This window comes from Microcystis sp. 49638_E5 (genome assembly GCF_021300285.1).
Lineage (GTDB): Bacteria > Cyanobacteriota > Cyanobacteriia > Cyanobacteriales > Microcystaceae > Microcystis > Microcystis aeruginosa_C.
The window spans coordinates 16,663-37,979 of the sequence record NZ_JAJTDH010000035.1 but is presented as its reverse complement, the minus strand read 5'-3'; the positions used below and the strand labels follow the sequence as shown (position 1 = coordinate 37,979).

Sequence of the window (21,317 nt, the reverse complement as noted above, 5' to 3'; positions counted from 1 at the left end):
GCAGTGATCAGTGATCAGTTATCAATTATCAGTGTACCGTTTTTTTAGCCAATAGATTTTGTCTTTGATCCCCCCTGCCCCCCTTGGTAAGGGGGGTGGCGATCCCCCTGCTCCCCGCTACCTGCCATTTGCTCCCAACTCTTGACCATCTCCAATCAGGATAAACGCCGCCCAAAAGAAAGGATGAAGGTCAATATGGGCGAGTTTTGCTTGACGGAGGGCTTCCGCTTTGGTCATGCCCTGTTGTAAATTAGTATAAAATTGATTTAAAATCGCCGCCGTGGGCAATTCTGGGCTGTTTTGTTGGGAATATTGCACAAAATCGGTGGCATTCCAAAGACTGGCGAGGGTGGTTTTCGCCCCCGCTCTTTCCCAAACGTAGGCCAAACCCGCCAAACCGACTCCATCCACTTCCCGCGCCGTTTCACAAGCGCCAATAGTAATCAGTTCGGTGTTTTGCAGTCCCAGTTTCACGGCATCTTTGAGTTCATACTCTCTCTTGTTGGCAAACAGCAGGGTATTCGGTTTCATGCCTAGGCTAGGACACCCCTCTGGACGGAAACAACCATGAGTGCCTAAGTGCAGAATAGGAAACCGAGGCGATTGGCTTAAAAAGGCGTCGAGGGTGGCTTGTTGGTGTTTGTAGATTTGGCTGTTGGCATAGGTTTTTTGCAGAAAGTCGGCTTGGGCTTCTGTCCCGATTAATTCGACTTGGGTAGGACGGGGATTAGCAAAGACGAGGACACTAGGATTATTGACTTTCGGCGTGGGTTGGGGCTGCACTTTACTCAGACGGGTGAGGTAGTGAATGGGATATTTTTGCAGGAGATACTGTTGGGTTTGGCTGTCGTAGAGGGTTTCAAAGGAGATTCTTTGCAAAGCACCCGTGGCAATGATGGCCAGGGTTTGATTCGGGGCAATTTGGGCTTCAATGGGACGAATCAGCAGGTCATAGAGTTGGGAACTGAGGGCGCGATCGACGATTTCTAGGTCGCTTTCCAGTTGGCTGGCGTAGCGTTGCAGACGCTCATTAAGATCTTTAGGGACGGGAACTTGCTGAACCTTAAGGGTGGTACGAGTAAGGATAAAGAGGGCAACGGTATGTTCAACGTTATTTCTGCCTGTGAGTAGGACGGGTTGGAGGAGGGTGGTATTAGCAGGTAGATTGGCTTGCAGTTGGGCGAGGTCGGTGGGGGTAATTTCCAGTAAATCGGCTAATTCGGGGTATTTTTCCACAAGGATTTCCGCTTGTTCGCTGAGGGCGGCTTCTTGTTGCCGGACTTGTCGGGAGAGGGTGTCGCTGAAGTTGGTTTGTAATTCTTGGCGCCGGGCTTCCAGTTGCCGTGCCTGTGCTTTCCACTCCTGATAAGCTTGATTGGCGACGGGATTTTTGACTTGTCCTTCCGTTCCCGCAAGGCGATCGTAATCCACAAGGTCAAAAGTGGTGCTGAGATTTGCCCATTCAAAAGCTTTCTGAGGGGAATTCTGGCGAATGAGCAGATCCACTAGGGCAATGCTTGTCCCTTGCTGACTTTCTAGGAAGGTTGCCCGCAAGGAACGGCTAACCCCCCGCCGTAGATCCAGAATCAGATTAGCGGATTGTTCCCAAGAGTTAATCGCCACTTCTGGTTTTCCTTGATCTCGATAGACAAAACCAATATTATTGAGGGTATTGGCTTCCCCCGCGCGATCGCCCACCGCCCGTGATAAGGGTAAGGACTGTTGGTAGTAGTCTAAAGCCTTCTGTTTCTCCCCTAAATCATCATAGACAAAACCAATATTATTGAGAGTAACGGCTTCCCCCGTGCGATTGCCCACCGCCCGCATTATGGGTAAAGCCTGTTGGTAGTTGTCTAAAGCCTTCTGTTTCTCCCCTAAAGCATCATAGACACGACCAATATTATTGAGGGTAATCGCTTCCCCAGAGCGATCGCCCACCGCCCGTCTTAAGGGTAAAGCCTGTTGGTAGTAGTCTAATGCCTTCTGTCTTAAGGGTAAAGCCTGTTGGTAGTAGTCTAATGCCTTCTGTTTCTCCCCTAAATCAGAATAGACAAGACCAATATTACTGAGAGTAGTGGCTTCCCCGGAGCGATCACCCACGGCACGGTCTAAGTGTAAAGCCTGTTGGTAGTAGTCTAATGCTTTCTGTTTTTCCCCTAAAGCATCATAGACAGCACCAATATTACTGAGAGTAGTGGCTTCCCCGGAGCGATCACCCACCGCCCGTCTTAAGGGTAAAGCCTGTTGGTAGAAATCTAAAGCTTTTTGCTTTTCTCCTAAATCATCATAGACAGCACCAATATTACTGAGAGTAACGGCTTCCCCAGAGCGATCCCCCACTGCCCGTGATAGGGTTAAGGACTGTTGGTAGCAGTCCAAAGCTTTTTGCTTTTCTCCTAAATTGTCATAGATAAGACCGATACCAGTGAGGGTAATGGCTTCCCCAGAGCGATCACCCACCGCCCGCCATAGGGGTAAAGCCTGTTGCAAGTAGTCCAATGCTTTTTGCTTTTCCCCTAAATCTGAATAGACAAGACCAATATTATTGAGAGTAGTGGCTTCCACTGCGCGATTGCCCACCGACTGAAGTATGGGTAAAGCCTGTTGGTAGTAGTCTAATGCCTTCTGTTTCTCCCCTAAAGCAGAATAGACAGCACCAATATTATTGAGAGTAACGGCTTCGCCCCTGCGATCGCCCACCGCCCGTCTTAAGGGTAAAGCCTGTTGGTAGAAATCTAAAGCTTTTTGCTTTTCTCCTAAATCATCATAGATACGCCCTAAACTGGTGAGGACTAATGCTTGCTCTAATTTACTGTCGAGTTGCTGATAAAGCTTTAACGCCTGTTGGTACTTCCCTAATGCCCCCTGATAGCCTTCTAATGTTCCCGACTGGAACAATTCAAATGCTTCTTGAAGTAATCGATCTGCTTCTTGACGTAAATCCGTCTGCACCAATAGGGGGGAGGCCATAACCGTCAAATGCGGCGCTGTTACGACTAGCCCTAGACTGAGTAATATCCCTAAACCTGTCTTCATTGCTTCCCCTCGCCAGACTCAAATGATTCTTTATATTATCTCAATAATGCCAGTATCAGGATTTTGAGGATTGGAGGATTTTCAGGATGGGGTTGAGGGTGGGTGTCCTATTCCCTGTATCTTTTAATTATCTACTCCTTGCCAATAACCTAATCCTGTTAATCCCTTAATCCTCAATGCCAGTATCAGGATTTTGAGGATTGGAGGATTTTCAGGATGGGGTTGAGGGTGGGTGTCCTATTCCCTGCATCTTTTAATTATAGACTCTTCACAAGTCACCTAATCCTGTTAATCCCTTAATCCTAAAAATCCTGATCTCAGGATTGAGGGGATTTGAGGATTTTCAGGATAGATATAATATTCTTTATGATCCTTTAATTATCTACTCCTTGCCAATAACTTAATCCTGTTAATCCCTTAATTCTCAATGCCAGTATCAGGATTTTGAGGATTTGAGGATTTTCAGGATAGATATAATATTCTTTATGATCCTTTAATTATGTACTCCTTGCCAATAACCTAATCTTGTTAATCCCTTAATCCTCTAAATCCTGATACTGATATTTGTTATCTATTATTAAATATCTTTTTGTATTCTAAACTGGTTGCGCCAAAGTTGATTAATAAACCAACAGGAAAATTATAAGCAACGACGTAATTTTTTGCTTGTGCAAGATGGACATTTTCTAGGCGAATTACTGCTTTTAATTCGACAATGACTTTTCCTTCTACGGTAAAATCGGCGCGTCTTGTTCCGACTTGTATTCCTTCATAAAAGATAAGTTGTTCTTTTTCTCTTTCAAAGGTTAATCCTGTTTTTCCTAATTCAATATCGAGACATCTTTGATAGATGACTTCTTGAAACCCATTCCCCAGTGTTCGATGGATTTTCATACAACAACCAATAATTTTATAGGTGATTTCGTCTAATTCCATAATGCCAGTATCAGGATTTTGAGGATTGGAGGATTTTCAGGATAGGGTTGGGGGTGGGTGTCCTATTCCCTGCATCCTTTAATTATAGACTCTTCACAAGTCACCTAATCCTGTTAATCCCTTAATCCTCAATGCCAGTATCAGGATTTTGAGGATTGGAGGATTTTCAGGATAGATATTATAGTCTTTTTATCCTTTAATTATAGACTCTTCACAAGTCACCTAATCCTGTTAATCCCTTAATCCTCAATGCCAGTATCAGGATTTTGAGGATTGGAGGATTTTCAGGATGGATATTATAGTCTTTTTATCCTTTAATTATAGACTCTTCACAAGTCACCTAATCCTGTTAATCCCTTAATCCTAAACATCCTGATACTGATTTTTATTGACATAATTTTGGTGATTAATTTGCCCGACAACGCACCACTCCTGCCGCTTTTAACTCGCCATTAGCAAATTCTAACTGTTTCAACACATAACCATAAGCCCCTTTCTGAGTTAACTCTCTTTGCATCTCTGGAGGCAAATCTGATAAGTTAATCTCTACCTGCTTACGCTTTTGCTTTTCCACCAAACTCAAATGCTCAAAACGGCGCGGTAGAGCATAAACCGAACCACATCGCTTGTCCTCTCCCTGAATCACAATTATCGGGTTTTCGGGAATACTGATGATGGTTTCTCCCTCTAAGGTTAATTGTGTCACTTGGGCAATGGGTAGATTAAACTCCTTACCCCCTTGCTTAAAAGAAATCTGACGCTGAGGGCGATCGAACCGAGTTAACGTCACCCCCTTATAATCTCTGCCATTGTGTAACGTAATATTTGCTAATCGTGGTAAAGCCGCTTCGAGGGTGGGTGCTTGAGCGATACTAGAAACAGTCAAAAATCCCAAAAAAACTAAAGCTATACCGGATAAAATTTCTAAACGTCTGACCATAACTCGCCCTACAATGATCATCTATAATAACTTTAATTTTAGCGTTCTTTTTTAGCGTTAGTAGCCCCCTGTGACGACTCCTTCTCCCCCGACGATTCTCCTCAATCTTGCCAGTGCCGCCGGTCTCATTGGTGCGGGATTGTACTATACGGGTTGGGTCTATCGTTGGGCATACTTTGCCTATTACCAACTAGGTATCACCAGCCTCGATTTTCCGGTTGAATCCTTCTTATTACTCCCTCTTCAAGTCTTCTTTGGTACGCCTCAAAGTATTGCTAACACCCTGATTATTGCCCTTCTGATTCCTATACTTTTTCAGCTTTCCACCCTTTGTCTTGCTTTCCTTCACTGGCAATATCAACAGTGGCTCACTAGACTGAAAAATTGGCAACTGAAAAGACAAAACCAACGCAATCGCCGAAAAATACCCTATGCTCCTCGTCCCCGCTTTCAGCGTCAGTTAACCCTTCCTCTCGCTTCGGAACTGATTCTCCTGAGTTGGATTCTCTTACTCATCTTCCATCTTGCCCGGGATCAAGGTTTAAAGGATGCCCGTCGAGATGCGGTGAATCCCACTTCTACTCTCCCCGTTGTCACCCTGATTAGTGCCAAGGAACTGCTCATTTTAGGTAAAGAAGCAGGGGATCTTGATCCCAATCAGCCCCTTTTTGAAGCCCTAACGCCCGAAGATCAGCAGAGTCTCATTGGTGATCCTAATTTAGCCCGCATTATTCAACAGCGCAACCTAACCGATACGGAGCAAGATCGCGTCTGGCGATTATTACTGGAAAGAGGGGGATGGCTGTACCTTTTTCGTGCTTTACCCCAAGATGCCCCCAAAACTGAACATCCCGTACTGCTAGGTGTCGCTAAATCTAACGTCGGTCGGCAGTTGCTTATTTTAAGCCCTGAACCCGTTAAATCCACTAAATAGTATAGAACAGTCTCAAGTTATCTACTGGTGGCGATTTCCACTTCGGGTAAGATTTCTAAAGATAAACGGGTTCTGACAGTGCCGGAAAGACGTTTAAGCAGTTGCGGGCGTAAATCACGCAGAATATAGATTAATTCGTCTCCGGTGCGCCATTCTTCCCTTTCTGTTACTACCTGTAGGGAATTATCGCGACGCAATAGTAGGGGCAGCAGTTCGCCATTTTCGATTAATTTAGTTAATCTGGTCTGTTGTTCGCTCAAATCATTGCCTTTAAAGATAGTTTTACCCAATTTAATCTGATTATCGTCTAAATACTGATTCCATTCCTTGACCGAAAAACTAGGGAGAAAAACCTGATTAACCTTATTTTTATCTGGGTTAGGGGTTCCCGCAAAGGCAGCCAACAACCGGGGAGGATGAAACTCCTCCCCGGCTCTTTGGGCTAAAACCAGATTAACCTCGCTATTATTAGTCAAAACCAGAAAAGTCCCCATGGATTCGATGCCGGCTTCTTGCAGTATTTTTGTATCAAGTCCGCTACTCTGCAGCACCGTCAAACCCTCTTCTTTTGCTTGCTGACAGGCCCTGGCATCCGTATCGATTAAAACCACGTTTTCCCCTTGTTCTTGGAATAAACAGCCGATTAAGCGACCTAGAGGATTACAACCGACGATTACTGCTCCTGTTGCCGCAGAAGAAGTGATTTTTAGCCCTTTTGCCACCCACCGCGCCGTTAATCCCTGAATAAAAACGGTCATTAAAATTGTTAAAAAGACTAAAGCTTTGATCGCTTCACCGCCATTAATACCGGCACGGGTGAGTAAAATGGCAAATAAAGAAGCTACAGAGGCGGAAACGATTCCCCTAGGGGCAACCCAAGCGATAAATAACTTATGTCGCCAATTTAGATCACTTTTTAGGGTACACAGAGCCACACTCAGGGGACGCACCACCAGCATCAAGACTAACACCGTCAGGACGCTGCCCCAACCCAAAGCGATGACACTGGCGATCGAAAGATCCGCCGCTAGTAAAATAAACAGTACCGACACGCAAAGAGTGGTTAATTGACCCTTAAAACGCCTTAATAACCGCTCATCGGGAACTGCCGCCGCTTTTAGGACAATTCCCGCCATTACCACCGCCATTAACCCCGATTCACTGCGACTAAATTGCGATAAACCAAATAATCCCCAGACTCCCGCTAAAACCACGAGGTTCTTTAACTCAAAAGTCAGAAAATTGCAAGTTTTTATAATAAAACTTAACAATCCTCCTCCAGCAATGCCGATCGCCGCCCCGATGCCTAAACGCAGGGTTAAACCGGTGATAATTTCCATGGGGCGGGCATGACTATCAATAATCGTATTTAGCACCACTACGGCTAAAATTGCGCCCACAGGGTCGATTAATACCCCTTCCCCTTCCAAAAGCGTCGCCACCCGCCGATCTACGGCTACTTGCTTCAGCAAAGGCCCGATCACTGTCGGACCAGTTACCACCACTAAAGAAGCGTAAAGAAAAGCGATCGGCCAGGGAAATTCCCCCAACCAGTGGGCTGCCATACCGCCACCGATGAGAGTGATGGAAGTACCGAGGGTGACAAGGTTGCGTAAACTGCCAGAAACTCGCCCTAATTCCCGTCCGCTTAGGCTTAAACCGCCTTCAAATAGGATAATCGCCACAGAGAGAGCAACAAGGACTTCTAAGCCAATTCCCAGACTTTGGGGCTGTAGAATTTCCCAACCATCGGACCCTAAAGCAATCCCAAAAATGAGCAGGAAGACAATACTGGGAACTTTCAGGTATTCGGCAATGACTTGGGCTGTAATCCCCGCCACCACAGTGATGACAATTTGCAGGGTAAGGGCGAAAGATGGATCCATGTTTAGCGATCGGTTATCGGCTATCGGTTATCGAGGCGGGGTTATGGTTGGGGTTTAATCATTCTAATTTTGACTCTCCCCCGCTAACCGCTCGCGCGGTGTAGCGGGAGATTCTCGGTTCATAGGTTTTTAACTAGATCGACCTGGTTTAACCCAGTCGATCCCCGTCAAATCGCCTCCGCGAGCGTTTTCTAACACGGTCAGTCCGACCGCGTTTTTTCCTCGGTTCTCGATTACCTTCGCTGATGCCGTGTCTCTCGGTTCAATGTGGCCGCAAGAATCACACCGGTGAACTCTTTCTGATAACGACTTTTTGCCAGTAATCGCGCCACAATTCGGACACTCCTGGGAAGTTCCGTTTTTATCGACCTTAAGATAATATTTCCCCCGTTTCCAAGCGACAAACGGTAGTATCTCGTTAATAAAACTACCGATGCCCGAATCCAGAGATTGTTTTCTAACGATCCCTCTAGACCAGGAAATGAAGTTAATATCTTCGACAAAGATATTATCAGCAAGATCACAAAGGTAATGAGCTAACTTAAAGTGCCAATCTCTACGAGTATTAGACACTTTTTCATGTAATCTTGCTATCTTCTCCTGAAGTTTTAACCAATTGCTAGAGCCTTTAGTTTTCCGTTTCAAGCGTCTTTGTAGCAATTTAAGCTTACTCTGTACTTTCAACAAAAATCGAGGGGCTTTGATTAAATCTCCCCGTGAAGTAGCAACAAAACTCTCAATCCCCGCGTCAATTCCTAAACAGGTTTTCCCCACTGTCATATCGGGAACTAATTCCGTAGATTGGAAGGAAACCGAAACGTAAAATCCCGACGCTTTTTGGATAATTCGAGCTTGTTTAGGCTCGAACCCAGACGGGTATTCTCTAGATTGCCTGATTCTAATTTTTCCCAATTGTGGAAAATTTAAGTATTCGTCACCTAGAAAGCTTTTTGACAGCGCAGGAAAAACAAAACTCCGCATCTTTTTCTTAAATCTAGGAAAGCCGAAGCCTTTCGATTTCATCTGGTTAAACGCCTTATCTAAAGTTTTTAAGACTTGCTGTAAAACTTGAGCGTTAACCGTCTTTAATATCGGGTAAACTTTTTTAGCTTCCGTTAGATTTTTAGCTTGAACGAAGTAATTAGGATAGGGTTCATCCGCAGGAATTATGTACTCGGAAACTAGCGAACAGTGATCCGCAAGACACTTTCGAGAGTTTAACCAATCTTTCCGTTCTGAAAGAGCGTAATTATAAACGCTTTTGCAAACATCAAGAATGTGGATTATCTCCTGTTCCTGTTGTCTGTTTACCTTTAGTTTGTACTGGTAGGTAAGCGTTATCACTGTCTTTCGTGAGCGTGATGTATAGTTAAATTATAACACTTACTGCCTAGGATATCAACTATAGCGGTTCTCACACCTGTGTGGCACAGTTTAACCTTTGCTAATTAAGCTTTTCACCATCGATAATGTATCTCTTGCGAACAGGAAACGCTATAATTACAATCATGGACCAAACTAATCGCTAACCTTAAAACAGTTAGTAGTCGCTTAATTAGACAAGAATTTCCGTATTTGGCGGCCGAGTATTTCGACAACAAACCCTATTTTTGGACGGGAGCTTATTTCGTGGCTAGTTGTGGCGACGTTACTGTCGAACAACTAAAAAAATACGTCGAGAACCAAAACTCCCCGAAAGTGGAAACGCTACCGCGTTAGTTTTATTCTGGTCGCGATTCATCTCGCTCCATTGAGATAGTTTTGATTCCCGCTCTGGCCCGGTCGGGAGGAAATAATACCAATTCTCCAAAGTCTGACTACAGAAGTTTAATCCCCCTAAATCCCCCTTAAAAAGGGTGACTTAAATTCGATGTGTAGTTTTCATTTAGAGAAATGGTATAAGCATATTCCAGAAAAAGGGTTTTTTTGAGAAACCCGTTTTCTAACTGATAACTCAAAAAGATTGGGATTGAATGGCCGTGATTACCACCGTATTGATAATATCGGGAACGGTACAACCGCGACTGAGATCATTGACGGGTTTTTTTAATCCCTGTAGGATTGGACCAATCGCTAAAGCTTTTGTTTCCCGCTGCACGGCTTTATAAGTATTATTCCCTGTATTCAGGTCAGGAAAAATAAACACCGTCGCTTGGCCCGCTACCTCTGACCCCGGCATTTTTTGGGCAGCTACTTCCTTATCCACGGCCGCATCGTACTGAATCGGCCCTTCTAGCTTCAAATCGGGGCGTTTTTCCCTAGCGATTTTGGTCGCTCGTCGTACTTTTTCCACGTCTTCTCCCTGGCCCGATTGACCCGAAGAATAGGAAAGCAGGGCGATTCGCGGCTCTATTCCGAATTTTTGGGCGGTTTCGGCAGAAGATAGGGCGATTTCGGCTAATTCCTCGGCACTAGGGTCGGGATTGACCGCACAATCCCCATAAACCAAGACTCGATCCTCTAGACACATAAAAAAGACCGAGGAGACGATCGCACAATCGGGCTTAGTTTTGATAATCTGGAGTGCAGGCCGAATCGTGTGTTGAGTGGTATGCACTGCCCCCGATACCATACCATCAGCATCGCCCTGATACACCATTAAAGTGCCAAAATAGGAGACATCCTGTGCATAATCCCGGGCCATATCCAGATTCATTCCCTTGGCTTTTCTCGCTTCGTAGAGGGTCTGCACATAGCTTTCAAAATGGGGACTAGCCACGGGGTCAATAATTTGCAGGCGATCGAGATCGAGAGTGATACCATGTTTTTTAATCACCATTGCGATCTCGTCCGGTTGTCCCAAAAGGGTTAAATCGACGATATCCTGTTCGATTAAAACTGTGGCTGCCTGGAGGATGCGCGGTTCGGTCCCTTCGGCCAAAACGATGTGACGTTTTTGCGCTTTGGCCTGTTGTACGAGATTATAGGTGAACATCTTCGGGGTAATCCCCTGGGTCCGCAAAGTGCGAATTTGCGCTTCTAGGCGATCAAGATTGATGTTACTGTGAAAAAGCTGCAGACTGAGGTTAATTTTATCGTAGTCCGTCGAGGTCAGGGTGGTTCGCACTTGGTGGATGCGTTCGGCCGTAGTGTAGGTATCGGTGGTGACGGAGAGAATCGGTAAGGGATCGGGCAAACCGTCAATTAAACGGGCGATCGAAGGATTGAGTTTATGACCTGCTGTTAAGACTATACCGGCTAATTGGGGATAATTGGCCGATTGGTGGGCCTGTAACATCCCGATAATCACATCGCCGCGATCCCAAGGCGTGATAATTAAGCTATCTTCTTTTAGCCGCTCTAGGGCATTTTGCATCTGCATGGCCACCACCAGAAAGTTACTAGCTAAACTGTCTAATCTCTGCTGTCCGTAGAGAACTTTTGCCTGTAATTGTTGGGCGATTTCTGCCACTCGCGGGCTGCTCAGTTTGGCATTGTGGGGAATCACTCCTAGGGCATATTCTTGGGGGGGAAAAATTTTAGTCAGGGTTTTCCGTAATTCCTCTATTTTTTCCTCTTCAGCTTGATTGATAATAATCCCAATCACCGTACAACCTTTATCTTGGTAGGTGTCGCAGGAAATCAGGATCGGACTAAGGGCATCTTCGATACTGCGATTGTGGGCATTACCTAATATTAAGATGGGATGGCCGAGATTTTTGGCAATTTCTGTATTTAGTTCAAATTCAAAGGCGGAATTTTCTTGCAGATAATCGGAACCTTCACAGAGGATAAAATCATATTTTTTTTCTAAGTTTTTAAACTTTTTGATAATTCTTTCGATGATTTCATCAAATTTTTGTTGTACCAATAAATCCTTAACTTCTTCGTAACATAAACCGAAGGCTTCTTCGTAGGTTTGTTCTAATTTAAAATAATTGAGGATTAAGTCAATGTCTTCGTCCCGATGACCTTCGGAGCAGTCGAGAACAATTGGCTGGAAAAAAGCAACTTTATTAGTTTTGCGGAGAATTAAGTCAATAATTCCTAAAGCGACTAACGCTTTACCGCTTCCCGTTGCCGTCGTGCTGATATATAAAGAGTTAGTCATAGGTAGAGAAGAATAATAACAGGAGTGGGATTTAATTGGGCCACCCCAACCTTGAGGTGAGCGATTGATCCCCCCTTAATCCCCCCTTAATAAGGTGGTTTTGATCCCCCCTTAATAAGGTGGTTTTGATCCCCCCTTAATCCCCCCTTAATAAGGTGGTTTTGATCCCACCTTGATCCCCCCTTAATAAGGTGGTTTTGATCCCCCCTTAATCCCCCCTTAATAAGGTGGTTTTGATCCCCCCTTAATCCCCCCTTAATAAGGGGGGCTGCGAGCAAGTTGTCTATAAGGGCGTGAATTGTTGGGAAATTTTCAGGTAAACTATCTTCAGTTGTTGGCTAATCCAGAGATTTTTCTCACAGAGCGATCGCTGTTTGAATATCTACTAGGGAGTGATGGACTATACCTTGTAATCTAGCAGTTATTTTGTCTGATTGCTGTTCACTGGTAACATTTTTTCCATGAACTTGATTTAATTTCCTCAGATTAAGATAAAGACTCCAGAAAATCCTATCACCGGCTTTCCAGCTAAGGCTTGTTTTTTCACAAAGATTTAAGCTTATCTCCCTCGGATTGCCATTAAATCTTAACTGGAAGCAATTACCCCAGATTGTTGAAACCATTGGCTAATTCCGGCGGCTAAAACTTGCGCTAATTGTTTTTGTGCCTGAGTATCGGTAATCCATTCAAATTCTTGAGGATTACTCATAAATCCTAACTCTAATAACAATGAAGGACTACTATAGGGACGAGTTAAAGCTAAATTATTCCAAAATACCCCATAGGAAGGACGACTAAGATTTTTGGTTAAATAATCGTGGAGAAAAACCGATAGATCCGCTGCCTGGGGATGATACCAAAATATGCCGATTCCTTGAGTATTTAAGGCATCTCCATCATCAGGCAAAGCATTATAGTGAACCGATATTGCTAGGGTTGGTTGCAGATTATTAATCATCTCTACTCGTGCCGGTAGGGATAGATAAATGTCCGTTTCTCTGGTTAAATAAACTGTTGCCCCCAATTTTTCTAATTCCTGTTTAATTAATTTAGACATAAGCAAATTAATCTCTTTTTCTGTGTAACCCGTCGGACCGACAGCGCCGGTTTCTTTACCTCCATGTCCTGGATCTAATAAAATAACTTTGCCCTGTAAATTATCACTTTTTTCCGGGGGATGACGCAGGGTTAAGATTAAATTTGTCCCCTGGTAACGAAGACTATAACCCCACTGTTGTTTTTGATTAAGATTAAAAGTGTATTCTATCGTGGTCGGGTTGATTTGTCGCCAATCTAAACGTCTTACTAAAGGATTATCCACTAGAAAAATTGTATCGGTTTGGGCAATGGTATTATAAAGAGTCAAAATAAATTTATCATCTTCTTGTGCCACGGCGATGGGTACAGGATGGGAGAGGGGGAAAATAATTTCCGTTGCTTGATTGATACTGCGAGAAGAGAGACCACGAATATTAGCATTATCTAGGACTTCATTAACTATTAAACGGGTTTCTCGCTCTAAAATCCAACCACCATAATCTAACCGTAACCAATCCCCTTCTTTCCCAGTGACTCTCGCTTTCGTGCCTTGGGGTAAAGGAGTTAAACGGGAATAATCACTACCCGGCCCCGTGCGTGCTACCCCTTGGACCGCTATAATTTCAATCACTGGTAAATTTTGATCGCTAATAATGTTAATTTCTCCTTGACCTTGTTGGCTAATAGAGCGATTATTTAATTGTGCTGTAAAAATAGGTTTTCCTAAGTTAGCCTCTTGCTTAAACTGCTGACAACCTCGATAGTAACCAGTTTTATCCTCGGAATTCGCTTGATTAAGATTAGTTAAAACTGCGGCATTACTAGGCAGTTTTGTAGTGTGAGTTTGGGGTAAAAGAGGTAAGATTTTATCTCCTAACTGCACAGAAACCTGAGCTTGGGGAGTGGCAATCGCACTAAAACAAATCCATTCCCCCACTAACCTCGTCTTATTGACAGAAGGACTGAGAGAGTTATCAGCAAAAGCTAATTCTTGGGGAATAATTGCTTGAGTATCTAGACGAATTATTTGACGATTAATAGTTTGGTTTTGATAGCGAATAGTGAAATTATTTTCGCCAACTTCTAGGGGAAAACTAGGGGCAAAATATCCTTTAGCACTGCGTTGAATCGGTTGATTATTGAGCAAAACTTGACCCGATGGAGGAGCAGAACCAATAAAAAAGATTTTCGAGGCCGTGGTTTGATGATTATCGGGGGGATAAACAATCATTAATGAGGTAGATTTGGCGCTGATGCTGTCATAAAAACCGATTAATAGCACTAAAACTAAACCGATTAAGATATTTTGCCCAAAAGTTCTCACCTTTAACCAGAATAGCCCCATATTATCCCCCTCTTAGCTGACAAATATTATCCTAAGACAAATTCTAAAGGTTTGTTGTTCGTCTTCTAAGCTGTACTGTATTTAAACTGATCAGGAAATTCAGTACAAATGCTCTGACTTCTTCTCCCCTCTCCCCTCTCCCCATTCCCCAATTCATAATTCATAATTCCCACACCCTGTTTGTGACCCTCATCCCTTATGATCGATATAGATTAACTTTTGTAAAGGAATCGGAGTTATGGCTTTAACCGTTGGAACAATCGCACCGAACTTTACCACCACCGACGATACTGGAAAAACCGTTTCCCTGTCGAATTTTCAAGGTAAAGTCGTAGTTTTATACTTCTATCCCAAAGATGATACCCCCGGCTGCACCAAGCAAGCGCAAAGCTTCCGGGATAACTACGAACAATACCAAGACAAGGAAATAGTAGTCTTCGGGGTGAGCAGGGATGACCAAGGTTCCCATGCACAATTTAAAGAAAAATACAGTTTACCCTTCCAATTGCTCGTAGATACCGATGGTGCTATCACCAAAGCTTATGATGTCGATGGGGGTGGCTATTCTAAGCGCGTCACCTATATCATCGATGCAGAAGGCAAAATTAGCTATATGGATGACAAAGTGAATACCGCTAGTCACGCATCGGATATTCTCTGCGTCGTCGGTTAATTTTTCCTAAAATCTTTTCTGGGTGTGTTAGGGGGGCCTAATACACCCGATATCTATTTTTTAGTTCACTGATAATCAGTTTTTAATAACCAGATTTAGTATGACTAAATAGGGCCTGCTGATGATGAACTGAATATCAAAAATCGGACTAAAATAATACTATTATCAAATATCTTGGTGGGATTAATCGGCAATCATGGTTAAGTTTAGCAAGTACCTAAAGAGGTTTGGGATTGTTGCTGGAGTGGCTTTTTTGTTGTTGGTTACTCACCGAGCGGCTCCCCGAAAGGCAGTGGAAAATGAGCAGATGAAGGGGGTTTGGTTAACCAATATTGGCACGATATTGTTACATCACACTACGTCCTTAGACGAGGTGTTAAATCATCTTTCGCGATCGGGTTATGACCGGGTGTATTTTAGTGTTTATGGGTTTAGGGGAACGCTTTATCCGACTTCCCAACGTCCGACGAATTGGTTGTTTGTGCCGCCGTTGAGCAATCCCTGGAGGGCAGCGGTTAAGGAGTCTTTACGGCAGGGTTTGAAGCCATTTGCTTGGTTTGAGTATGGTTTGATGTTATCGCCTAAGGATCCCATTGCCAAAAAGCATCCGGATTGGCTATTAAAAACGCCCGCAGGGAAGACGGTGGTGGAAACCAATGTCTGGTTAGATCCGGCGAATCCGCAGGTACAAGCCTATCTTTTGGGGAATATGGAAGATATTTTAAAAGAAAAAGATTTGGCGGGGATTCAGTTAGATGATCATTGGGCAGTTCCGCGTGTTTTTGGTAATAAAAGTCAAGCTTTAACGAATTTAACCCGCAAGTTACATGATCATGTCAAGGCGATTAATCCCAAGTTGGTGGTGAGTCTTTCGCCTAATCCTCACTCTTTTGCGGTGAATAAATATAATCAAAATTGGTTGGCTTGGGTGCGTCAAGGGATTGTGGATGAGGTGGTCTTACAGATCTATCGGAAAACTCCCAATCAGGTGGCGGCAAGTCTTTCGGGATCGGGACTGGCGACAGCTTCCCGGTATGTGCCGGTGGGGGTGGGTTTATATGCGGGTTGGAATCCTGATTTTTCCTTAAAGGGTTTACAAGCTCAGGTGAGGACGGTGGAGCAGCAGGGTTATGGCTATTCGTTATTTTGTTGGGAGTTTGTGGTCATGCGTCATCTTTTTAATCATATTCCTCGGTTTTAAGTGAAAAGGCTAGTATAATTAAGGCTGTTCTAAGTAAGTGGTTCTAATTACATAGAAGATAGATTTTGCCTTCGATCTCCCCCTGCCTTCTAGGGTTGATTCATAGTAGGGTTGATTCATGAATCAACCCTACCCTGCCCCCCTTGATAAGGAGGGTGCCAATTCCCCCTTAATACTGGGGCTGATTCATTCTCCGAATCTAATTCTTTTTTTTGCTACTCTTAATGGCTTATGAGGTAAGCTAGGGAGTAGAGGAGTACAGGTTTTTGCTCTCATAGTAGATTGATTCATGAATCAATCTACCGTTAGGGGGGCCTAATACACCCAATGTTTATTTTCCAATTCACTGATACAATCGACCGCGCCAACTTTGGGGACGGGTAAAAGCAGAGATAAAAATGCGGATAACTGCCAGCGGATCCGCGAGGGGAGATAGCCAAAATAATCCCGAAGATAGATTGACTTTTTTGCCCCGATAGTAGCTAGGAGAGACAGCCAATAAAAGGGCAAAACGAATCAATAACAGCAGCAGGTTTAAAGTCAAAACAATTTTTAAACTCAGGAAATTGTAGCCAAAAATCAAAGCTGTGAGCAGTAAAGGGGTGATAATTATCGGTAATCCCTGAGTAAGAGCTAATAAAGCTAAATCGCCCCATAATTGCCCCTGATAGGAGGCATCTTTGAGGTCAAGGGATCTGCCCCATTCGCGCCAAGTTTCCTTAAGTCCTTCGTACATCCGCACGCGAATCAACTTCGCCCCATCGAGAAATCCCACCCGATAGCCTTTCGTCGCCGCTAGACGGGCCAGGGTGACATCATCGCAAAAAGAACCTTTTGCCCCGCTATAACCGTCTAAAGCCGCTAAAACTGACCGCCGGCAGAGAAAACATTGACCATTGGCCATGACTCGTTGGGGATCTTGCCCGCGCACTCCGGCCGCATCAAAGCGATAGAGCAAAGTCATCAATAAAGCCGGCTGTAACCACCATTCTCCCGGATAGGAGAGGATAAATTGCGGCGACAGGGAAACTAAATCGTAACCTTCTGCGATCGCAGCTTTAACTAAACTGGCGACTAAATTTGCTTGGGGTTGGGTATCGGCATCAATGCCCAAAATCCAGTCACTTTTAGGAGAACTAAACAAAAAACCATTGTGTAACGCCCAGGGACGACCTACCCAATCGGGGGGCAAAGGATAATCGGTTTTCAAGCGAAAGCGGGGGTCTTTTGCCGCCATCTCCTTGACTTTTTCCCGCGTACCATCTTGGGAATTGCTATCGACAATCAGAATTTCTCGCACTTCGTAACTCTGTTGACTCAATCCCTGTAAACAACCGTCAATCCTGGCCACTTCGTTTAACGTCGGCACAATCACGCTTACTGTCCCTAACATCTCCGGGGTGGGGGGTTGGGGAGTCAGGGGAGGACGACGACGCGCCCCTTTTAGCAGACGGGAAAGAAGGATAAAAAAGGCAACAGCCTGAGACAGTAGTAGCCCCAGGCAGAATGCACCGAGAATTATCTCAGTTAACAACTTATTTGGCTCCTCTCACCGAAACAACGGGAATTTTTAGGGTTGTTACTTCGCTGGTTGCCACTGTTTGCCCGGAAGCAACAGCCTTGGCGCGATTATAGAGGAGTGTTAAAGGCAGAATACCGGTGAGTAATCCTAAGAAAATCGGCGGATAAATACCGGCACCCATACTCATGACCGTAGCAAAGCCAAAATTACCCAAATACATCACAAAAGGCAGGGTTAAATCTTGACTTGGCAGTTTCACCGGTTGCACTTGCCAAATTAAAGTGGCTACCGTCATAAAAACACAGCCCGTGCCAAACCAACCGGCAAAATTTTCATAGGGCATCCCAAAGAAGGCCCCCGGTTGTTCCCAAATCCAGAAGGGTATGGTAGTTTGACTCATGGCCGGATCTAGGACAAAATCCCAGGAAGTTAATAATACCGCCCCGATAGCGATCGATCCTAGATTTTGTAGCCATTGGGGTATAGCAAGAGTGGATAAACCAACACGAGCGATGATATAGGCACTAAAACCGAGATAAAACCAAGATAGGGGGATAGTAAAGGGGACTAAACCCGCAATTTTGTAACCTAAGCCCGAAAGATAACGATAATGACCGAAAGGAAAGCCGGTACTGGTTCCTAATAGTTCGCTACAAAGGGATAAACTGATAGCGGGAACCATGAATCCTAACCAGTGCCACACTCCTAGAGTCCGATAGGCATAAACAGCCACGGCTGCCATTCCTAACACCATATACACCACACCCCCCCCAGCCATTGACCAAGCAAAGAAGGTTTTGCCAAAATCTGGTAAATTGACCACAAATTCGGGATGGGGCAGAACTAGCAACAATCCGGCTAGTCCAAAAGCCATCGATACAATATGACCGATGAGCAGAGCTTTTTCGATCGCAATTAGTCGTCTCATTAAATCTCTAGCACTGCGAAAGGATAATCATTTTCAAGTTTACAAATCTTTATTAAAGAATTATTACGCAGATCGGTCACTTTCGGCAAAAAAGTTTTAGGGGGGCTAGGGAGTTTCCTGTAGTGGTGGTTTAGGAGTCATACTAAATCCTGTTTAGAAGGTATAGGGGAGTGGGAATTATGAATTATGAATTAGGGAGAGGGAAGACCACTTCGTGCGCGTTGCGGGGGGAGGTGGGGAGAGCGGAGCGGGGAGAAACAATTGATAACTTGGGAGTTAATCACACTATTAAAAACGGATTTGGTATCAGCAGGCAGGAGTCAGTGGTCATAATAATCAATCAAATTGTCTATTTGGAGATTTTATCTCAAATGTCGGGGCGAAGACCCTCGCTTTTAGAGACGAGATGAAACCCCGACCAATATAAAACAGCACTTCGACAGGATCAGTGTCCACATTTCGACACATTTCGACAGGCTCAATGTAAAGGATCAATGTAAAGGCTCAGTGACACGAAGAACGATTAAAAATAAGTGTCCAGTCTCCTGACAAAATCTCGAATAACTTCTTCTTTTAAGGGACTTGACCTACTCAGGCTAAATAGCTACTATATAAGTAGAGCAGATAGGGTAATCAACCGATTTAAAAACTCCTGTAGTCTAATCACTACGGTATCTGCACCTTGAAAATCAAAGATCTGGGTTTCTACTCAATAGTTCTAGTTTCTCACCCGCTCGTGATGTAAAATCTTTACAGGAACTAGACAAAGCAGTATTTGGAGTTAACACTTCAATTCAAGCAAACTTTGTAGAAATACAACTATCGTAGGGCATACGAAAAGTAACGCGCAAGCGTGAGAACCACCTCTGGGTTGGATAACGCAAGGCATCTAATTTAAGTGGACTCGATGAACCAAAAATCCCTCGCTTTTAGCGACGGGAGTGTCAAACTTAGTTTTTTCATTTTTTTAACCCCCAAAAATTAATTAGGCAAGAGGCAATGACTAAAAATGCCTGAAAATATATGTTAACAATCATGCTTTTAACCTAAAAAAAGCATTCTAAGATTAAGTCCTCTCGATCACCTAGTAATTGCAGCAGTTCTTAAAAAAACTCTCTCCATCAGACTCACTATAATTAAAACGGTAGCCTAGCTATGTCGGCAGAATCTAGACATCGGCGTTTACTTGCCAATCGATACCAACTGGTCGAGTTGATCGGTAGCGGTGCCATGGGACAAGTATATCGAGCAGAAGATAAACTATTAGGTGGCGTAACCGTCGCCGTGAAATTCCTCTCGCAAACTCTCCTCAACAAAAAAATGCGCGAGCGTTTCGAGCGAGAGGCGACTATTTCGGCACTTTTAGGCGAAAAAAGTATTCATATTGTTAAAGTTCGTGATTATGGTGTAGATGAAAAGGAAGTCCCCTTCTACGTCATGGAATTTTTGCAGGGGGAAAGCATAGGAGAAATCATCAAATATCACCCGCTGCCTCTCCCGCGCTTCTTTCATCTCACCCGTCAGATTTGTTTCGGCATCGAATGCGCCCATAAGGGTATTATCTTCCAAGGCGAGATGTGTCCGATTATTCACCGGGACATCAAACCTAGCAATATTATCGTGATTCAGGACTCAGGATTAGGGGAATTGGTGAAAATTCTCGATTTTGGCATCGCTAAACTCATCCAATCGGGAGAATCCCAAACCCAATCGTTTATGGGAACCTTAGCCTATTGTTCCCCAGAACAGATGGAAGGTAAAGAACTCGATCATCGTTCCGATATCTACAGTTTTGGGATTATGATGTACGAGATGATCACGGGAGAAACGCCCGTTTTTCCCGATAATCCCTCCTTTGGCGGTTGGTATGAGGTTCACCACTACGTTGAACCCCGTCCCTTTAATCCTAGCTTGCAATTACCGCCAGAATTAGAACAGTTAATCCTGCGCTGTTTAGCCAAAGCACCCAGCGATCGACCGCAAAGTGTTACAGATATACTACAACTTCTCGAACGACTCGAACCCCTAGTCAAAAATAATCAACCCAATAAATTGCATCGTATCGGTGAAATAGTCAAAAAAATCGACGATTACACCAGCAAAACTAAAACCCTTGATGATTTAGATCGAACCAGTGTTTCTGGTGCTAATGGGAAGGATATCTGTCTCAAGTCCAGTTGGCCCGAGGATAAACCGCGCCAAAAAATCGTCTTCTCACGCTGTATCAAGGCTGCTGACGGCATTTTTGCCAGTTTATGGGTAATGTTGGCTCGAGAAGATATCCCCGTCCGGGTTGCTAGTGTCCGTTATAATCAATTCCTCTTTTTACCCACACCCCACCCGATGATTCTCTGGATTACTGTCCTCTATCATCGTCAACAGGGGCCGCGCTGGTTGCCCTGTTATTTGGACTTAAAAACCCCCCAGGGTCAAAAAATGACCAAAACCCTCGGCGAAACCGGTCAATACTCGATTTTATTTTTCTCCCTCGAAGGCGGCAATATCTGCGAAAATGTGATCACCGCCAATATTCCCGCCAATCAATGCCAAAATTTGCAGCAATGGCTGACCGATAGTCAATTTGCCCAGATTGGCAGCCCACAAATTAGCAAGCGGATGTTAAAACAGAAACTCCAGGAACTTAAACCCAAAATTCTGGCCAAATTAGCCTCAGAATTACCCCCGCATCCCTAAAAAATTAGGGAGGCATTAACTAGGGTCTGCTGAAAAAGTTTTTCCTAGGGGCAGGGTGTAGGGTGTGGGGTGTGGGGTGTGGGGTTTTACCCATTTTCATCGGGTAAATTACCTAATTTTCAGGGAAAAAGTC

The 21,317-nt window shown here is 44.2% G+C and carries 14 protein-coding genes and 1 pseudogene; 5 read left to right on the top strand and 10 right to left on the bottom strand.

Annotated elements, in window-relative coordinates; genetic code table 11:
• Positions 1–117 precede the first annotated feature (117 nt).
• The 3 genes from LW728_RS11730 to LW728_RS11720 form a co-directional block, all read right to left on the bottom strand.
• A complete protein-coding gene (locus tag LW728_RS11730) occupies positions 118–3,036 on the bottom strand; it encodes a CHAT domain-containing protein (protein ID WP_287766751.1) in 2,919 nt (972 codons plus the stop codon).
• A 567-nt stretch (positions 3,037–3,603) separates the two neighbouring features.
• The gene (locus LW728_RS11725) at positions 3,604–3,972 is read right to left on the bottom strand and encodes a GxxExxY protein (RefSeq protein ID WP_002755507.1); all 369 of its coding nucleotides are present in this window, start codon (positions 3,970–3,972) and stop codon (positions 3,604–3,606) included.
• A 406-nt stretch (positions 3,973–4,378) separates the two neighbouring features.
• Positions 4,379–4,912: a hypothetical protein gene (locus tag LW728_RS11720; RefSeq protein ID WP_287766750.1), complete on the bottom strand. Its 534-nt coding sequence runs from the start codon at positions 4,910–4,912 to the stop codon at positions 4,379–4,381.
• Positions 4,913–4,982: 70 nt separating this feature from the next.
• On the opposite strand from LW728_RS11720, the gene LW728_RS11715 reads away from it, so the two are divergent.
• Positions 4,983–5,846, top strand: coding sequence for a hypothetical protein (locus LW728_RS11715; RefSeq protein WP_130758384.1), 864 nt, complete (start codon positions 4,983–4,985; stop codon positions 5,844–5,846).
• Positions 5,847–5,863: 17 nt separating this feature from the next.
• Here the strand turns inward: LW728_RS11715 and LW728_RS11710 are convergent, their stop codons facing one another.
• Together LW728_RS11710 and LW728_RS11705 are read right to left on the bottom strand one after the other, a co-directional pair.
• On the bottom strand, positions 5,864–7,732 hold the full coding sequence (locus LW728_RS11710) for a cation:proton antiporter (protein WP_287766749.1): 1,869 nt from the start codon (positions 7,730–7,732) through the stop codon (positions 5,864–5,866).
• A gap of 129 nt (positions 7,733–7,861) precedes the next feature.
• Positions 7,862–9,076: an RNA-guided endonuclease InsQ/TnpB family protein gene (locus LW728_RS11705; RefSeq protein ID WP_287662886.1), complete on the bottom strand. Its 1,215-nt coding sequence runs from the start codon at positions 9,074–9,076 to the stop codon at positions 7,862–7,864.
• Positions 9,077–9,244: 168 nt separating this feature from the next.
• Here LW728_RS11705 and LW728_RS11700 point away from each other — a divergent pair.
• Positions 9,245–9,451: pseudogene (locus LW728_RS11700) on the top strand (IS200/IS605 family transposase); the annotation flags it as partial.
• Between the two features lie 235 nt (positions 9,452–9,686).
• Here the strand turns inward: LW728_RS11700 and pta are convergent.
• The 3 genes from pta to LW728_RS11685 form a co-directional block, all read right to left on the bottom strand.
• Complete coding sequence (gene pta, locus LW728_RS11695) at positions 9,687–11,783, bottom strand: phosphate acetyltransferase (protein ID WP_287766748.1); 2,097 nt, start codon at positions 11,781–11,783, stop codon at positions 9,687–9,689.
• A 356-nt stretch (positions 11,784–12,139) separates the two neighbouring features.
• Positions 12,140–12,406, bottom strand: coding sequence for a hypothetical protein (locus LW728_RS11690; protein ID WP_287668684.1), 267 nt, complete (start codon positions 12,404–12,406; stop codon positions 12,140–12,142).
• A complete protein-coding gene (locus tag LW728_RS11685; protein ID WP_287766747.1) occupies positions 12,370–14,166 on the bottom strand; it encodes an N-acetylmuramoyl-L-alanine amidase family protein in 1,797 nt (598 codons plus the stop codon). Before LW728_RS11685 ends, LW728_RS11690 begins: the two co-directional genes overlap by 37 nt.
• Positions 14,167–14,404: 238 nt before the next feature.
• On the opposite strand from LW728_RS11685, the gene LW728_RS11680 reads away from it, so the two are divergent.
• Both LW728_RS11680 and LW728_RS11675 read left to right on the top strand, forming a co-directional pair.
• Positions 14,405–14,839, top strand: coding sequence for a peroxiredoxin (locus LW728_RS11680; protein ID WP_287766746.1), 435 nt, complete (start codon positions 14,405–14,407; stop codon positions 14,837–14,839).
• Positions 14,840–15,035: 196 nt separating this feature from the next.
• A complete protein-coding gene (locus tag LW728_RS11675) occupies positions 15,036–16,040 on the top strand; it encodes a glycoside hydrolase family 10-like protein (RefSeq protein WP_012268243.1) in 1,005 nt (334 codons plus the stop codon).
• A gap of 343 nt (positions 16,041–16,383) precedes the next feature.
• On the opposite strand, the gene cruG is transcribed toward LW728_RS11675, so the two are convergent.
• Both cruG and cruF read right to left on the bottom strand, forming a co-directional pair.
• Positions 16,384–17,574, bottom strand: a complete 1,191-nt coding sequence (gene cruG / locus LW728_RS11670) for a 2'-O-glycosyltransferase CruG (RefSeq protein ID WP_287766745.1) — start codon at positions 17,572–17,574, stop codon at positions 16,384–16,386.
• A 1-nt stretch (position 17,575) separates the two neighbouring features.
• Positions 17,576–18,490 (bottom strand): gamma-carotene 1'-hydroxylase CruF, encoded by a 915-nt coding sequence (cruF, locus tag LW728_RS11665; RefSeq protein ID WP_287766744.1) that lies wholly within the window; start codon positions 18,488–18,490, stop codon positions 17,576–17,578.
• 1,155 nt (positions 18,491–19,645) lie between these two features.
• On the opposite strand from cruF, the gene LW728_RS11660 reads away from it, so the two are divergent.
• Entirely contained in the window at positions 19,646–21,184 is a 1,539-nt protein-coding gene (locus tag LW728_RS11660; RefSeq protein WP_287766743.1) for a serine/threonine-protein kinase, read from the top strand.
• The last annotated feature ends 133 nt before the right edge of the window (positions 21,185–21,317 follow it).

What these genes read in the sequence shown, in the direction of transcription:
- LW728_RS11730 (WP_287766751.1), bottom strand. Translation starts at nt 3,036, where the DNA reads ATGAAGACAGGTTTAGGGATATTACTCAGTCTAGGGCTAGTCGTAACA.
- LW728_RS11725 (WP_002755507.1), bottom strand. Translation starts at nt 3,972, where the DNA reads ATGGAATTAGACGAAATCACCTATAAAATTATTGGTTGTTGTATGAAA.
- LW728_RS11720 (WP_287766750.1), bottom strand. Translation starts at nt 4,912, where the DNA reads ATGGTCAGACGTTTAGAAATTTTATCCGGTATAGCTTTAGTTTTTTTG.
- LW728_RS11710 (WP_287766749.1), bottom strand. Translation starts at nt 7,732, where the DNA reads ATGGATCCATCTTTCGCCCTTACCCTGCAAATTGTCATCACTGTGGTG.
- pta (WP_287766748.1), bottom strand. Translation starts at nt 11,783, where the DNA reads ATGACTAACTCTTTATATATCAGCACGACGGCAACGGGAAGCGGTAAA.
- LW728_RS11690 (WP_287668684.1), bottom strand. Translation starts at nt 12,406, where the DNA reads ATGGTTTCAACAATCTGGGGTAATTGCTTCCAGTTAAGATTTAATGGC.
- LW728_RS11685 (WP_287766747.1), bottom strand. Translation starts at nt 14,166, where the DNA reads ATGGGGCTATTCTGGTTAAAGGTGAGAACTTTTGGGCAAAATATCTTA.
- LW728_RS11680 (WP_287766746.1), top strand. Translation starts at nt 14,405, where the DNA reads ATGGCTTTAACCGTTGGAACAATCGCACCGAACTTTACCACCACCGAC.
- LW728_RS11675 (WP_012268243.1), top strand. Translation starts at nt 15,036, where the DNA reads ATGGTTAAGTTTAGCAAGTACCTAAAGAGGTTTGGGATTGTTGCTGGA.
- cruF (WP_287766744.1), bottom strand. Translation starts at nt 18,490, where the DNA reads ATGAGACGACTAATTGCGATCGAAAAAGCTCTGCTCATCGGTCATATT.
- LW728_RS11660 (WP_287766743.1), top strand. Translation starts at nt 19,646, where the DNA reads ATGTCGGCAGAATCTAGACATCGGCGTTTACTTGCCAATCGATACCAA.